This window comes from Solihabitans fulvus (assembly GCF_008386585.1).
In the GTDB taxonomy this organism is placed as follows: domain Bacteria; phylum Actinomycetota; class Actinomycetes; order Mycobacteriales; family Pseudonocardiaceae; genus Solihabitans; species Solihabitans fulvus.
The window spans coordinates 51787-66143 of record NZ_VUOB01000001.1; the positions used below are offsets into that span (position 1 = coordinate 51787).

General features: G+C 70.3%; 14 protein-coding genes. 7 read left to right on the plus strand and 7 right to left on the minus strand.

What is annotated here, in order from left to right; translation table 11 throughout:
* Positions 1-128 precede the first annotated feature (128 nt).
* From F0L68_RS00270 to F0L68_RS00290, 5 genes are all read right to left on the minus strand, one after another.
* Positions 129-938 carry a carbohydrate ABC transporter permease gene (locus tag F0L68_RS00270; protein WP_223198368.1) on the minus strand — a complete coding sequence of 270 codons (810 nt, stop codon included), beginning with the start codon at positions 936-938 and terminating at the stop codon, positions 129-131.
* Positions 939-1033: 95 nt separating this feature from the next.
* Entirely contained in the window at positions 1034-1924 is an 891-nt protein-coding gene (locus F0L68_RS00275; protein WP_149847316.1) for a carbohydrate ABC transporter permease, read from the minus strand.
* A 50-nt stretch (positions 1925-1974) separates the two neighbouring features.
* Positions 1975-3264, minus strand: coding sequence for an ABC transporter substrate-binding protein (locus F0L68_RS00280; protein WP_149847317.1), 1290 nt, complete (start codon positions 3262-3264; stop codon positions 1975-1977).
* 27 nt (positions 3265-3291) lie between these two features.
* Positions 3292-4056 carry an SDR family NAD(P)-dependent oxidoreductase gene (locus F0L68_RS00285; RefSeq protein WP_149847318.1) on the minus strand — a complete coding sequence of 255 codons (765 nt, stop codon included), beginning with the start codon at positions 4054-4056 and terminating at the stop codon, positions 3292-3294.
* The gene (locus F0L68_RS00290) at positions 4053-5375 is read right to left on the minus strand and encodes an alpha-glucosidase/alpha-galactosidase (RefSeq protein WP_149847319.1); all 1323 of its coding nucleotides are present in this window, start codon (positions 5373-5375) and stop codon (positions 4053-4055) included. The genes F0L68_RS00285 and F0L68_RS00290 overlap by 4 nt, the downstream gene beginning before the upstream one ends.
* A gap of 154 nt (positions 5376-5529) precedes the next feature.
* On the opposite strand from F0L68_RS00290, the gene F0L68_RS00295 reads away from it, so the two are divergent.
* The 6 genes from F0L68_RS00295 (at position 5530) to F0L68_RS00320 (ending at position 11846) form a co-directional block, all read left to right on the plus strand.
* On the plus strand, positions 5530-6639 hold the full coding sequence (locus F0L68_RS00295; RefSeq protein ID WP_149847320.1) for an amidohydrolase family protein: 1110 nt from the start codon (positions 5530-5532) through the stop codon (positions 6637-6639).
* Positions 6636-7454, plus strand: coding sequence for an SDR family NAD(P)-dependent oxidoreductase (locus tag F0L68_RS00300; protein ID WP_149847321.1), 819 nt, complete (start codon positions 6636-6638; stop codon positions 7452-7454). Before F0L68_RS00295 ends, F0L68_RS00300 begins: the two co-directional genes overlap by 4 nt.
* Complete coding sequence (locus tag F0L68_RS00305; protein ID WP_149847322.1) at positions 7451-8209, plus strand: IclR family transcriptional regulator; 759 nt, start codon at positions 7451-7453, stop codon at positions 8207-8209. Before F0L68_RS00300 ends, F0L68_RS00305 begins: the two co-directional genes overlap by 4 nt.
* 120 nt (positions 8210-8329) lie before the next feature.
* The gene (locus F0L68_RS00310; RefSeq protein WP_149847323.1) at positions 8330-10294 is read left to right on the plus strand and encodes a phosphocholine-specific phospholipase C; all 1965 of its coding nucleotides are present in this window, start codon (positions 8330-8332) and stop codon (positions 10292-10294) included.
* A 50-nt stretch (positions 10295-10344) separates the two neighbouring features.
* Positions 10345-11199, plus strand: coding sequence for a metallophosphoesterase family protein (locus F0L68_RS00315; protein WP_149847324.1), 855 nt, complete (start codon positions 10345-10347; stop codon positions 11197-11199).
* A complete protein-coding gene (locus F0L68_RS00320; protein WP_149847325.1) occupies positions 11196-11846 on the plus strand; it encodes a 4'-phosphopantetheinyl transferase family protein in 651 nt (216 codons plus the stop codon). The genes F0L68_RS00315 and F0L68_RS00320 overlap by 4 nt, the downstream gene beginning before the upstream one ends.
* Before the next feature lie 154 nt (positions 11847-12000).
* On the opposite strand, the gene F0L68_RS00325 is transcribed toward F0L68_RS00320, so the two are convergent.
* Positions 12001-12843 carry an NAD(P)H-binding protein gene (locus F0L68_RS00325; protein ID WP_149847326.1) on the minus strand — a complete coding sequence of 281 codons (843 nt, stop codon included), beginning with the start codon at positions 12841-12843 and terminating at the stop codon, positions 12001-12003.
* A 111-nt stretch (positions 12844-12954) separates the two neighbouring features.
* On the opposite strand from F0L68_RS00325, the gene F0L68_RS00330 reads away from it, so the two are divergent.
* Positions 12955-13443: a MarR family winged helix-turn-helix transcriptional regulator gene (locus tag F0L68_RS00330; RefSeq protein WP_149847327.1), complete on the plus strand. Its 489-nt coding sequence runs from the start codon at positions 12955-12957 to the stop codon at positions 13441-13443.
* Positions 13444-13446: 3 nt separating this feature from the next.
* On the opposite strand, the gene F0L68_RS00335 is transcribed toward F0L68_RS00330, so the two are convergent.
* Positions 13447-14211, minus strand: a complete 765-nt coding sequence (locus F0L68_RS00335; RefSeq protein WP_149847328.1) for a thioesterase II family protein — start codon at positions 14209-14211, stop codon at positions 13447-13449.
* Positions 14212-14357 lie beyond the last annotated feature (146 nt).

Genomic DNA, 14357 nt, shown 5'->3' on the forward strand with positions numbered 1-14357 from the left:
TGGCACATGTTCGCTACATCGGGCAGCTACGACATTTGGGCGAGAACCGGTTCGGCGATGAAACCACCCACGGATGGCGATGGCGCCGAGTGTCGAACGGCAGGACGTCGAATGCGACGGCCACCCGCTCAGCCCTTCAGGCCGCTGGAGGTCAGTGAGGCCACGAAGTTGCGCTGTCCCACCAGAAACGCCACCAGCACCGGCAGTGTGGTGAGGACGTTGCCGGCCATCACCGCGGACCACTGGCTGCGGTGTTGGCCGGTGAACGTGGTCAGGCCCAGTTGGAGCGTGTAGTTGTGTTCGGTGGAGATCACGATCAGCGGCCAGGTCAGGTCGTTCCAGGTGGTGAGGAACGTGAGCACGGCCAGGGTGGCCAGGGCCGGTCTCGCCAGCGGGAGCACGATCCGGATCAGCACGCCGAGGCGGGTGCAGCCGTCGATGCGGGCCGCGTCCTCGAACTCGGGCGGCAGGGCGAGGAAGAACTGGCGCAACAGGAACACACCGAACGCGGACACCAGGTTCGGCACGATCAGCGCCGGTAGCGAGTCGGTCAGGCCCAGTTGCCGCATCAGCAGGAACGTCGGGATCATGGTCAGCTGGAACGGCACCACCAGCGTCGCCATCAGCAAACCGAACACCACCCCCGCGCCACGGAACCTCATCCGCGCGAACCCGTACGCCGCGAGCGAGCACAGCACCAGGTTGGACAGCACGGTCGCGCCGGCCACCAGGCAGGAGTTGCCGAACCACACGGGGAACTCGGCGTTGCGCAACACATAGGTGTAGCCGTCCAGGTGCGGCGACGACGGGAACAGCGCGGGCGGGAACCGATTGATCTCCGCGTTGGACATGAACGACGACAACCCCAGCCACACCAGCGGCAGCGCGAACAGCACCGCCATCGGCGCGAGCGCGAGGTGCCACGGGTTGAACGGCAACAACCGCCGCCGAGAACGCCCCTTGGGGCGATCGTCCCCACCCTCCCCCCTTCCGAGGGTGGGGACGCGCCCTCCACGCCGTCGCGCCATCGTGGTCATCCCGCCCTGCCTCGCATCCTGCGCAGCACCAGCCGCGCAACCGCGAGGCCGAAGACCGCGACCGCGACGACGTAGGCCACCGCAGCACCGTAACCGGCGTCGAACTGTTGGAAAGCCTGCTGGTACACGTAGAACACCACCACGGTCGTCGCTCGCAACGGACCGCCGTTGGTCGTGGTGTACACCAGTTCGAACAGCTGCAACGCCTGAAGTGTCTGCCACACCAACAGAAACACGAGGACCGGCGTGATGGCGGGCAGGGTCACGTGCCGGAACACCGCCCGCCGGCCCGCGCCGTCGAGCCTGGCCGCCTCGACCAGGTGCGTCGGCACGTCCTGGAGCGCCGCCAACAGCACCACCACGCACAGGCCGATCCCACCCCACAGGGAGATCGCCACCAGCGTGGCCATGGCCTGCCGAGGATCCTGGAAGAAGCCCTGCGGGCCGATGCCGACCCGCGCGAGCGCCGCGTTCGCGACGCCGTAGTGCGGGTCGAACACGAAGGAGAACAGCGCGCCCTCGGCCGCCGCCGACACGACGAACGGCACGAACACGCAGGTGCGGTAGAACCCGGCGAACCGCACCGGCTGGTTCAGCATCATCGCGATGCCGAGCCCGATCGCGATGGACAGCGGCACGAACAGCGCCGTGTAGTTCAGCGTGTGGCCGATCGCCGCGCGGAACACCGGATCCTCGGCGAGCCTGCGGTAGTTGGCCAGCCCGACCCACTTGCTCGGCGCAAGCAGGTCATCGTGCCGCAGCGACAACAGGAACGCCCACACCATCGGCCCGATGTTCAGCCCGAGGATGAGCACCGAGGCCGGGAGCACCAGGCCCCACCCGCTCGGGTGCTCGCCGAGCAGCCTGCGGCGGAGGCTCGTCGACATTGGTCAGAGCTCCTAACACGATGGCGACACGATGGTGTTCGAGCGGGGAACTACGGGCCCTTCAGGGCGGTGTCGCCGTCCTGGGCGGCCTTGTGTAGCGCGGTCGCGGGATCGGTCTGCCCGAGCAGCGATCCGACCAGCGCCTGCCCGACGGCCGCCGACACCTTGGGATAGGCCGCGACGGCCGGCCGCGCCCGCGCGCCGGGCAGGTTGTCCACGAAGACCTGGATGCCGGCGACCCGCTTGACGAAGTCCTGGTAGCCGGGCTCCTTCAGCGAGGCCCGCCGGATCGGCAGGTTGTCGACGCCCTGGGTCCACCTGATGTCCTGGGCGGGGTCGGTCAGCCAGGTGATGAACTCGATGGTGGCCTTGGACCGCGCCGAGCCGTTGTCGAACAGCACCCAGTCGTCCGCGCCGGAGATCGTGGTGTGGTTGCCGCCGAAGCCGGGCAGCCCCGTCACGCCGTAGTCGATCTTGGCGTCGACGATGTCGGGCAGCGCCCACGGCCCGGCCACGAGCATGCCCATCTTGCCGTCGTTGAACAGTTGGTTCATCCGCTGGCTGCTGGGATCGGAGTCCACGAACACCGACTTGTCCACGGCCGCCATGTCGTGCACCAGGGACAGCGCGGTCCGGCCCTGGGGCGAGTCGAACGCGGTCGCGCTGTGGTCGGGGTTGAGGATGTCGCCGCCCTGCTGCCACAGCATCGGCCACAGCCGCCAGACGGTGTCCTCCGCCCCTGCCCCCGGCCAGCCCGTGCCGAACGTGCCGCTGCCGGCGTCGGTCAGTTTCCTTGCCGCGGTGCGGAAGTCGTCCCAGCTCCAGCTGTCGTTCGGGTAGCCGATCCCGGCCGCGTCGAAGAGCTTCTTGTTGTAGACGATGCCGAGGTCGTCTACCAGGGCGGGCATCCCCCGCACCCTGCCGTCCACGGACGCGGCCTGCTGTTCGGCCGGCCAGAAGTCGTCCCAGCCGAAACCGTTGGCGTGCACGGTGTCGGTCAGGTCGAGCACCTTGGGGCTGCGGGCGATGTTCGCGAGGTCCGAGCCGAAGATGTAGGCCACGTCGGGATAACTGCCGGCGGCGAGCGCCGCGGTCACCTTGGTGGTCATCTGGTCGGCGAGCACACCGCCCAAGTTGCCGTCGACCTCGATGTTCGGGTGGGTGCGGTTGAAGTCGGCGATCAGTCCGTCGATCGTCTTCTTGGCCGCGTCGTTCTGGCCGTGCCAGAACACGACTTTCACCTTGCCGCCGGACACGGTGTCGCCGCTCCCGCATGCGGCGAGCACCGACGCGCCGAGCAGTACGGCGACTAGCAGACCAAGCGTCTTCGGTCTTCGCATGTCGAACTCCCATGTTCGTCGAGATGCTCAGATGCCGAGCAGTTCGCCTCCGTCGACGACCACGTCCTGCAACACGATGTGGTTGCTCTCCGGGGAGAGCAGGAACGTCGCCACGTTGGCCACGTCGGCTGGTGTGCCGACCCGGCCGTCCAGGATCGGGGACCGCAGCGACTCGGCGCTGCCGGCCGCCAGGTGGTCGACGGAGGGGTGGTCCTTGGCCAGCGCCCGCATCATCGGGGTGTCGGTCACGCCGGGCGAGATGGTGTTGACTCGCACGCCACGCGCGGCGACCTCCATGCCGAGCACTCGAAGTGCCTGGCGCATACCGGCTTTCGACGCGCAGTACGCCGCCTGGCGCATCCTGGGCAGCCGCGCAGCGATGGAGGCGACCGCGATGATCGAACCCGACCCGCGCGCCACCATGTGCCGCGCGTACTCCTGCGCGACGAAGTACACGCCGAGCAGGTTCACCTCGAGCAGCCGCAGGAACTCCGCGCGCTGCACGTCGAGCGCCGCGGCGGCCGCGAAGGCGCCGGCCACCAGCGCCACCCGCTCGGCGTCGGCGGTGCCGGCGACGAACGCCGACACCGCGTCGGCGTCGGTGATGTCCAGCTGTTCCGCGAACACGTCGAAACCCTCGGCGCACAGGGTTTCGGCGACCTGTTTGACGGCCTCGCCGCGCGCGTCGGCCAGCACCAGCCTGCGGGTCCACGGCGCGGCGGCGAGGTTGCGTGCCATCTCCGCCCCGATGCCTTGCGCCGCACCGATCACGACGGTCGTGCCGGCGGTCATCGGTGCGCCCCGACCGTGCGGACGCCGTCCGGCATCAGGTCGCCGTGCGCCGCGATCAGGCTGTCGCACAGCCGCCGGATGTCCGGCAGCGACAGCGTGGCCGCGGTGTTCGGGTCGAGCATGGCCGCGTGGTAGACGTGTTCGCGCCTGCCGTGCACCGCGGCGCGGACGGTCAGCTCGCACACGTTGAGGAAGGTTCGGTTGAGCGCGGCCAGCTGCGGCGGCATGGTGCCGACGCTGAGCGGCCGGACGCCGGTCTTGTCCACGACGCACGGCACCTCGACGCACGCGCCGCCAGGCAAGTTGTCGATCAGGCCGTTGTTCTCCACGTTGGCGTAGATCGCCCGCGAGTGTCCGGTCTCCATGGCGAGGATGATCTGCGGGGCGTACTCGTTGGCGCTGCCGGCCGGCCCCTCGTCGGCCGGCAGCGGCGCGTCCTCGGCGAGCAGCCGTCGCGTTTCCCGGTACTCCGCAAGGTTTTCCTCGCTCATCGCGACGTAGGAACCCGGCTCGATGCGGAAGTGGTCGATGTCGTCGTCGCGCCGCATGAACCACGGCAGGTACTCGGCGCTGTGCTCGCTGGACTCGCTCGGGAAGTAGCCGAGCCGCCGGTACAGCTCGACGCGCACCGTGCGGGCCAGCTCGGGATCGCGGTCGATCGCCTCGTCCAGCCTCGGGTAGAGGTCCTTGCCCTCGTGTTCGAAGCGCAGCAGGAACGCCTGGTGGTTCACGCCGGCGGCCAGGAAGGAGACCTCCTTGGCCGGCACGCCGACGAGCGCGGCGAGCTTGTCGACGGTGTTGGGCACCGAGTGGCACAGGCCGACGACGCGCTGGTGCGAGCTCGCGCCGTAGGTCGCCCAGCACACCATCGCCATCGGGTTGGTGTAGTTGAGCAGCCACGCGTCCGGACACAGCTCGGCCATGTCTGCCGCGATGGCGCGCATGACCGGAATGGTGCGCAGCGCACGGAAGATGCCGCCGATGCCGAGGGTGTCGCCGATCGTCTGGCGCAGCCCGTATGCCGCCGGGATCCGGTGGTCGCGCACGGTCGCCTCGTGGCCGCCGACCTGGATCATGTTGATCACGTAGTCGGCGCCGGCGATCGCGGCCCTGCGGTCGAGGTGCGCCTCGATCCTCGGCGCGGCTCCCGCCGTGCAGGCAACCCTGCGCGCGATCGCCTCGGCGGTGGCGAGCCGTTCCGGGTCGATGTCGTGCAGCGCGATGGTGACCGTGGCGAGCGCGGAGTGGGAGAACAGGTCTGTGAGCAGCATCCTGGTGAAGGTGACGCTGCCGGCCCCGACAAAGGCGATTCGCGCCATTTGGCCGACTCCTCAGTTCTTCATCATGAACTAGATTTCCTTCATGGGAACCGAAGCTAACAGCGGGTCCCCGTCCCGACAAGGCGATGCGTCCGCGTTATCCGCAGGAAGAACCCAAGTGGCCCAACCGTTTGCGAGCCAACTGGAGTGACAGATGCACCGTTGCAGCAAGGAGCCCGCACTGGCGGACTACCGACCGCGCAGCCGGCTTCGGTTGCCGGCGCACGAGGTGCCGCGCGCCAGGTTCCCCGCCATCGACGCGCACAACCATCTCGGCCGCTGGCTGCACCCCGACGGCGACTGGGCGGCGCGCGAACTGTCCGGTAGTCGCAACGACATGGACTGGGCCGCGCCGTCGGTGCCCGAGCTGCTGCGCACGATGGACGAGTGCGGCGTCGAGGCCGTGGTGAACCTCGACGGCGGCTGGGGCGCGGAGCTGCGCGCCAACCTGGACCGCTACGACCGCGCGCACCCCGGCCGGTTCCACACCTTCTGCCAGCTCGACTGGTCGCTGCTGCGCGAACCCGACGGCGTGCCAAGGCTCCTGCGCGGACTCGCGGACTCGGTCGCCGAGGGCGCGCGGGGCCTGAAGGTGTGGAAGACGCTCGGCCTGCACGTGCGCGACGGCGCCGGCGACCTGATGCTGCCCGACGACGAGTGCCTCGCGGACCTCTGGGACGCGGCGGGCGCGCTGGGCATACCGGTGCTGATCCACGTCGCCGACCCCTCGGCGTTCTTCGATCCGGCCGACGAACGCAACGAGCGGCTGGAGATCCTGCGCGCCCACCCGGACTGGTCCTACGCCGACTCGGGATTCCCCCGGCACGAACGGCTGTTGGCCGCGCTGGACACGGTGCTCGGCCGGCACCCCGGCACCGTCTTCGTCGGCGCGCACGTGGCCAGCTGCGCCGACGACCTCGGCCTGGTCGACAGGATGCTGGACGAGCACCCGAACCTGCGCGTGGACATCGGCGCGCGGATCGCCGACCTCGGCCGGCAACCCCGCGCCGCGCGGCGGCTGCTGCTGCGCCACCCCGACCGGGTCCTGTTCGGCACGGACCACTTTCCGCCCAACCGCACCGAGTACGCCAGGTACTTCCGGTTCCTGGAGACCGACGACGAGCAGTTCCCCTACTCCGACGACGACCCGCCCGGCTTCGGGCGCTGGGACATCTCGGCGCTCGACCTGCCGGACGAAGTACTGCGCGCCGTATATCGGGACAACGCGCTGACACTGTTGACACCGAAGGAGAAGCTGTCATGACCGACCGTCTGCTCGGCAAGGTCGCGCTCGTCACCGGCGCCGCGTCCGGCATCGGCAGGGCCACCGCCACCGCGTACGCCGCCGAGGGCGCGCGGGTCGTGCTCGCCGACCTGAACACCGAACGGGCCGAACAGGTCGCCGAGACCATCCGCGCCGACGGCGGGCACGCCGTCGCCATCGGGGTCGACGTCACCGTCTCCGCCCTGGTGCGGCGTCTGGTGGAACGGACGGTGGCCGAGCTGGGCTCGATCGACGTGCTGTTCCACTCCGTCGCGGACGTCCCGTTCGTGAACACGCAGGACGCGCGCCTGACCGAGCTGGACGAGCAGGTGTGGGACCGGATGATCCGGTTGTTCCTGACCGGAACGTTCCTGGTGTGCAAGCACGTCGGCCGCCAGATGCTCGCGCAGCGCGGCGGCTCCATCGTGCTGGTGGCCACCACCGACGCGCTGGTCGGCGTCGCCGGGCTGGACGCCTACACCGCGGCCAAGGGCGGCGTGCTGGCCTTGACCCGGTCCTTCGCCGCCGGCATGGCGCCGGACGGCGTGCGGGTCAACGCGATCTGCCCCAGCTTCGTCACCACCGAACCGCAACTGGAGTGGCTGGCCAACAGCGAGTCGCGGGCGCTGATCGACCGGCTGCACCTGTTGCCGATCCCCACGCCGGAGCAGATCGCCCCGCTGGCCGTGTACCTGGCCGCCGACGAGTCCGATGCGGTCACCGGCTCCACCTTTCCCGTCGACAGCGGCTACCTTGCCTTCAAGGCGAACCTCGACGTGATGGGCGCCATGCGCGCGACGGAAGGACACCGGTGAGCACCGAGCCGACAGTGGTGAAGTCCGCCGACCGGGTGTTGGCGGTCTTCGACCTGCTCGCCGAGCGCGGGCCCCTGTCGTTCTCCGACATCTGCGAGGCACTCGAACTGCCGAAGTCCTCGACGCACAACCTGTTGCACACCATGGTGATTCGCGGCTACCTCGACCGCGACCCTCAGCAGAAGGCGTTCCGGCTCGGCGTCCGCGTCTGGCAGGTCGCCCAGCACTGCACCGACGTCGAGCACCTGCGCAGGCTGCTGCGGCCGCTGATGGAACGCCTGGTCGAACGCACCGAGGAGACCGTGCAACTGGCGACGCTGGACGGGGTCAGCGCGGTGTACCTGGAGATCGTGGAGTCCCCGCACCCCATGAAGCTCACCTCGAAGGTCGGCTCGCGGCTGCCGGCGCACGCCAGCGCGGTCGGCAAGGTGCTGCTCGCGCACCTGCCGGCCGGCGAGGCCGGGGCGAGGCTGGCCGGGGCGGACCTGGTCCGGATGACCGACCGGACCCTCACCACGGTCGACGCGCTGCTGCGCGACCTGGCGCTGACCAGGCAACGCGGCTACGGCCTTGACATGGAGGAGTTCGTGATCGGCTGTCGCTGCGTGGCGATGCCGGTGCGCAACGCCGATGGCACGGTCATCGCGGCGCTGTCGGTGTCCATCCCGACCCCGCGCTACAGCAGGGAGACCGCCGCGGCCGCGCGCGCCGAACTCGCCGCGACCGTCGCCGAGGCCGAGCGTCTGATCGGGTGAAACACCCGCAGGCCAACGGGTGTGTCGGCCTGCGTAAGACCGCATTGGGGGCTTGTTCACTCGAACCGTTTTGGCTTTGGTCGCCAGGACGTGTCGTTCGCCCTCACCGTGGAGGCCCGCATGCCCGAACTGTCCCGTCGCTCCCTGCTCAAGCTGACCGCAGCCGGCGCAGGCGGCGCCCTGCTCGGCGGCCTCGCCCCGAGCGTGCTCCGGCTCGACCGGCCGGCCCAGGCCGCCGGCAGCCTCGACGCGGTCAAACACGTCGTGGTGTTCATGCAGGAGAACAGGTCGTTCGATCACTATTTCGGTGGACTGTCCGGAATGCGCGGCTTCGACGACCGCACAGCGGTGCTGCGCAACGGGACCGGTGGGAAGACCGTGTTCGCGCAGCCGTCCGGCAGCGGCACCGAATACCCGTTCCGGCTGGACACCACCGTGATGGACGGCCAGGGTGTCGCCGACCTCAGCCACAGCTGGTCGACCGGGCACCAGGCGTGGCACGGCGGGAAGTCGGACGCGTGGGTGGCCGCGAAGGGCGGCCTGACCATGGGCTACTACACCAGGGCCGACCTGCCGTTCCACTACGCCCTCGCCGACGCGTACACCACCTGCGACGCGTACTTCTGCTCGGTGATGGGCCCGACCAACCCCAACCGGCTGTACGTGTTCACCGGCATGATCGACCCGACGGGCACCGGCGGCGGTCCGGTCACCGACAACACCGAGCCGGGCGGCGGCTTCACCTGGACCACCTACCCAGAGCGCCTCGAGTCCGCCGGGGTCAGCTGGAAGGTCTACCAGCAGACCGACAACTACGACGACAACGCGCTCGCCTGGTTCGCGAACTTCAAGAACGCGCAGGCCGGGAACCCGCTGCACGACCGGGGACTGGCGACCGTGCCCGACGTGGCGGCCGCGATCCGCGCCGACGTCACGGCGGGAACGTTGCCACAGGTCAGTTTCGTGATCGCGCCGGCGAACAAGTCCGAGCACCCGCCCTACCCGCCGGCCTACGGCGCCGCCCTGACGGCCGACATCCTCAACGCGCTGGCCGCCGACCAGGCGACCTGGGACTCGACGGTCGCGTTCCTGACCTACGACGAGAACGACGGGTTCTTCGACCACATCGTGCCGCCGACGCCGCCCGCCGGCACGGCGGCCGAGTTCGTCGGCGGCGCGCCGATCGGCCTCGGCGTCAGGGTGCCGATGGTGGTGATCTCGCCGTGGAGCCGCGGCGGCGCGGTCTGCTCGCAGGTGTTCGACCACACGTCCGTGCTGCGCTTCCTCGAGGCGTGGACCGGGGTGCACGAGCCCAACATCAGCGACTGGCGGCGGGCCGTGTGCGGCGACCTGACCTCGGCGTTCGACTTCGGCGGCGCGGACACCAGCATCCCGACGCTGCCCGACACGGCGGCGCTGGTCGCCGCGGCCGACCAGCAGCACAGGACGCTGCCGGCCGCGTCGGTGCCGGGCACCACCGCGCAACCCAGCCAGGAACCGGGCACCCGCACCGCGCGTCCCCTGCCCTACCAACAGAACGCGACCGCGCGGGTCGACAGGGCGGCCGGCAGGCTGTGGCTGACGATGACCAACGCGGGGTCGGCGACCGCCCACCTGGCCGCCTACGTCAACGCGTACCGCACGGACGGGCCGTGGCAGTACGACGTGCCGGCCTCGGGCACCGTCAGCGACTACTTCAGCGTGCAGCGGTACGGCAAGGGCAAGTACGACATCTCGCTGCACGGCGCCAACGGCTTCCTGCGCCGCTACGTCGGCGACATCAACGCGGCGGGCGGTGTCGTCGAGGTCAGCCCGGCGCTCGATCCGGCAACCGGTCTGCTCACGGTGAGCATGGCCAACACGGGCGCTGGCGCGGTGACGGTCACGGTGCGCGCCAACGCGTACCGGACCGACGGCCCGTGGCAGTACCAGGTGGCCGCAGGCGCGACCGTGACCGACACGTGGAACGTCGCCGCCTACGGGAACCACTGGTACGACCTGACCGCGACCGTCGACGTCGACCCGCTGTTCTCGCGCAGGTTCGCCGGGCACCTGGAGACCGGCCAATCAGGCGTGACCGGCTGATCCGCGTTGTCTGCCCCGGGGGCGGGCCCAGCGCCGGTAATGTGGTCGGAGTGACCTCAGCCAGGCCCGCCCCAGGGAGACTGCTCGCCACGAGCGACATCCACGTCGCCTACGCCGAGAACAAGAAGATCGTGCAGAACATGCGCCCCGACTCCTCGGACGACTGGCTGATCGTGGCCGGCGACGTCAGCGAGACCATGGCCGAGATCGAATGGGCGCTCGGCCTGCTCGCGGAACGGTTCGCCAAGGTCATCTGGGCGCCGGGCAACCACGAGCTGTGGACGCCGAAGAACGACCCGGTGCAGCTGCGCGGTGAGCAGCGGTACATGCACATGGTGCAGCTGTGCCGGCGGCTCGGGGTGCTGACCCCGGAGGACCCGTTCGCGGTGTGGGAGGGCGACGGCGGTCCGGTGACCATCGCGCCGCTGTTCCTGCTCTACGACTACAGCTTCCGGCCGGAGGGCACCACCAACAAGGAGGAGTCCCTGGCCTACGCGCACAGCACCGGGGTGGTGTGCACGGACGAGTACATGCTGCACCCCGACCCGTATCCGAGCATCGAGGCGTGGTGTTGGGCGCGGATCGAGCACACCCAGCGGCTGCTGGAGGCGCGCGACCCCGACCTGCCGACGGTGCTGATCAACCACTGGCCGATGGTGCGGGAGCCGACGAGGATCCTGCGGTACCCGGAGTTCGCGCAGTGGTGCGGCACGGAGTTGAGCGCGGACTGGCACCTGAAGTACAACGCCGTCGCGTCGGTGTACGGGCACCTGCACATCCCGCGCAGCACCGTGTACGACGGGGTTCGGTTCGAGGAGGTGTCCGTCGGCTACCCGAGGGAGTGGCAGCGGCACAACCACCCCAAGGGCGTGCTGCGGCAGATCCTGCCCGAGGTGGCCCGGTGATCGAGGAGCTGCTGCCCGACGCCGTCGCCTGCGCCGAGGCGTTCGACGACCCGGCGGACGCGGTGTTGTTCGCCGAGGAGGAGGCCCTGATCGCCAAGGCGGTGGACAAGCGCCGCAGGGAGTTCACCACCGCGCGGCACTGCGCCCGCCAGGCGATGGCCAAGCTCGGCTTGCCGCCTGCCGCGGTGCTGCCGGGGGAACGCGGCGCGCCGCAGTGGCCGGCCGGGGTGGTCGGCACCATGACGCACTGCGCCGGGTATCGGGCCGCGGCCCTTGCCTTGGACACCGAGGTGGCCTCGGTCGGCATCGACGCCGAGCCGCACGACGTGCTGCCCGACGGGGTGCTCAAGGCGATCGCGGTGCCGGCCGAGCTGGCCTGGCTGCCCTCGGTCAGCGCGGCCCATCCCGACGTGTGCTGGGACCGGTTGTTGTTCAGCGCCAAGGAAAGCGTCTACAAGACCTGGTTTCCGCTGACCAGGAAGTGGTTGGGCTTCGAGGACGCGTCGGTGACCGTGGACCCGGTCGGCGGGACGTTTCAGGCGCGGCTGTTGGTGCCGGGGCCGTTCGTCGCCGGTGCGGAGCTGACCGGGTTCACCGGCCGGTGGATGGTGCGCGACGGCCTGATCCTGACCGCGATCTCCGTGTAGGGACCGGTTTCCCCGCGCTGGGGCCGGTTTCCCGGCGCGGGGATCAGTTCGCGGCATGGGGATCAGTTCGCGGCATGGGGATCAGTTCGCCGCATGGGATCGGTTCGCCGCATGGGATCGGTTCGCCGCATGGGATCGGTTCGCCGGGTGGGGGTCAGTTCGCGGCGAACGCGTCGGCGTTCTCGGTGGCCCACTGGCGGAAGGTGCGGGCGGGCCTGCCGAGCAGGGTCTCGGTGGTGTCCGCGACGGCGACGGGGTGGTCGGTGGCGGCCGCCCACAGGTCGAGCAGCAAGCGGAGCACGGGAGCCGGCATGTATCCCCCGAGCTGCTCCTCGGCTTCCGCGCGGGTGATCCGCACGACCGGGATGTCGCGGTCGAGGACGTCGCCGAGCACGGCGAGCTGCTCGCGGAAGGTGAGCTGCTGGGCGCCGGTGAGGGTGACCGCACGGCCCCGCAGCGAGTCGCCGGTCAGCGCCTCGACGGCGATGTCGGCGATGTCCGCCGGGTGGATGGGCGCGAGGCCCGCGTCCGGGTAGGCGAGCTGGATCGGCATCGACCGGCCGATGAAGTGGGTCCAGCCGAGCGCGTTGCTGGCGAAGGCGTCCGGGCGCAGCAGCGTCACGGTGAGGTCCGAGTCGGCGAGGGCGCGTTCGACGGCGAGGCTGTGCGAGGCCAGCGGGTCGGTCTCGGCGTCGGGGCCGAGCACCGATGACGAGGACAGCAGGACGACGTGCTCGACGCCGGCCTGTTCCGCCGCCTTGATCAGCTGGTGGATGCCGGCGGGCTCGGGGTAGAGGAACACCTGCCGGACGCCGGCGAGCGCGGCCTCGAAGGTCTCGGGCTGGTTGAGGACCAGCTCGGCGACCTCGACGCCGGCGGGCACGGTCAGCTCGGCGGGCTTGGCGCTGGCGGCGCGGACGGGCACGCCTGCGGAGTGCAGGCGGTTGATGACGGCCTGGCCGACCTTGCCTCGGGCGCCGGTGATGAGGGTGGTCACGATGGGTCTCCTTCTCGGGTGTCGACCTCGTTGCCGACATATGTATGTTTGCATGCACATAGTTTCGTGTCAACACATGCCTTCACGATGTCACGGAGGTATCATGGGCACATGACGCCGAAGGAGCCGAGCACGGCCGACGAGCTGCTGGACGCCGTCGGCCCGGCGTTCTCGAAGCTGCGCCGCACCTCACTGCTGGAGGTCGAGAACCCCATCTCGGCCAAGGACCTGAGCCGGACCCTGGTGCTCAACCACGTCATGGAGGGCACCAGGGACACCGACAGGGAGATCACCGTCGGCGCGATCGCCGAACTCCTCGCCGTGGACCCCTCGGTCGCCAGCCGCATGGTCAGCGACAACATCAAGGCCGGCTACCTGATCCGCGCCGCCTCCCAGCAGGACGGCAGGCGCACCGTCCTCCAGCTCAGCCCGGCGGGCCGCGAGCTGATGACCCGCTTCCGCCGGCACCAGCGCTCCGCGTTCGAGTACATCACCGGGGACTGGTCGGAGCGGGACCGGCTGGAGTTCGCCCGCCTGATGCTCAAATACGCCGACTCCCTTGCCGACCTCGCCAACCGGGGCCCGGCCGCCAAGGCGTGACGGTCAGCTCGCGGACACCGTCCGCGCCCGCGCCGAGATCGCCGCCAGGATCTCCGACTGGTGGTTGGCGACGAAGAAATGGCCGCCGGACAACACGGTGAGGTCGAACTCCGACTCGGTGTGCTCGCGCCACGCCTGCGCCTCGTCGAGCGTCGTCCGAGGGTCCGCGTCGCCGGTGAACGCGACGATCGGGGCGCGCAGCGTCGCCCCCGGCTCGCACCGGTAGGCCTCGATCGCCCGGTAGTCGCCTCGGATCGCCGGGATGATCATCCGCAGCATCTCCTCGTCCCCGAGCAGCCGCGAATCGGTGCCACTCAACAACGTCAGCTCCCGGACCAGGCCGTCGTCGTCCTTGGTGTGCACCAGCTCGTCCCGGTACCGCGACGGCGCGCGCCTGCCCGAGGCGAACAGGGCGAGCGGCACGATCCCGGCCCGCTGTTCCAGCCGCCGCGCCACCTCGAAGCCGACGGTCGCGCCCATGCTGTGGCCGAACAGCGCCAGCGGGCGGTCCAGCCACGGCCGCAGCGCCGCGAAGATCAGGTCGGCGAGTTCGGGCACCGAGTCGACGGTCGGCTCGGTGTGCCGGTCCTGCCGGCCCGGGTACTGCACGGCCAGCACGTCGACAGCGGGCGAGAGCGCCCGCGACACCGGGAAGAAGAAGCTCGCGGACCCACCGGCGTGCGGCAGGCACACCAGGCGCGTCGCGCTGTCCGGCGCCGGGTGGAACCGGCGGATCCACCGATCGTTGTCGACCTCAACCGCTGACATCGGGCCCCCATCCGAAGACGATCACGCAGCACCATCCAACCGACTCGGGCGGCCGACGTCCAGGCGCCCCAAGGGCCGACACACGGCGGCGCCCCGGGACCGACGGGTCCCGGGGCGCCGCTCCGCCCTGCGATCGGGCGTTGGTC